Origin of the sequence: Pseudoalteromonas sp. MTN2-4, assembly GCF_042848605.1 — a bacterium.
Classification (GTDB): Bacteria; Pseudomonadota; Gammaproteobacteria; order Enterobacterales; family Alteromonadaceae; genus Pseudoalteromonas.
The window spans coordinates 1-771 of the sequence record NZ_BTGK01000049.1 but is presented as its reverse complement, the minus strand read 5'-3'; the positions used below and the strand labels follow the sequence as shown (position 1 = coordinate 771).

Sequence of the window (771 nt, the reverse complement as noted above, 5' to 3'; positions counted from 1 at the left end):
TTACTACCAACCAATTCCTGAAAAATGTGATAAACAGTGCAATATATCCGATTGGTCTGAAAACATAGTTCATATTCACTGATGTCAGCTCTTTGTAAAGCTTTGTTACTTCTGAAACTTGATATGGAAAAATAATACATGAAAGAGAAATACTTGGCATTACAAATGTCCATATTCCATATATAGCCCGTCTGCGGCCACTTATATCTTTAAAGTAGTGAATACTTTCCTCTGCCCCGTTTATAATTAAGAAAGCTAAATAGATAACTAGTAGACAGAATGGGATAACTTGGTTGAACGTACTTACTTTCCGTTCATACATATAAAAGTCAACGTAAAATTTATATGTGAACCACCCAACCGGAATTATGATTATTAATAAAAACAAGTTATACATATGCAAAAAGTAACATAGCGCCCTAATAATAGGCAAAAAATTGTTTGCTAAAATATTGAGGAACGAAAACAGCAAACTGTTTTTTGTCCTTATTTATTAGCTTGTTATATAACTTTAACACTAACCAAAGATATTGGTAAACTTACTAACAGCAAATAAAGCAATACCAATAATTAACGCATGCAACCGATATTGCGACAAAGAGAATGAGTCACTTGGTACTGCTTTAAGATATTCGTCATTTCTGCCACCGTTAAACATATCTACAGGCAAAAAATCAGATATAAACATAATGAACCCAAAAGCTATTAAAATGATGCTAATTATAAAAATGAATTTGGTCACTACTCGATCCTGAGAGTTATATAACGCCG

Annotated in this window: 1 protein-coding gene; it reads right to left on the bottom strand. The window is 32.0% G+C overall.

The genetic code is table 11. The features are described 5' to 3' along the window. Nucleotides 1-517: 517 nt before the first annotated feature. Nucleotides 518-688, bottom strand: a complete 171-nt coding sequence (locus ACGHEH_RS21660) for a hypothetical protein (RefSeq protein ID WP_390449847.1) — start codon at nt 686-688, stop codon at nt 518-520. Between the last annotated feature and the right edge of the window lie 83 nt (nt 689-771).

Bases quoted from the DNA above. Each gene is read 5' to 3' on its own strand.
- ACGHEH_RS21660 (WP_390449847.1), bottom strand. From the start codon at position 688: ATGTTTATATCTGATTTTTTGCCTGTAGATATGTTTAACGGTGGCAGA.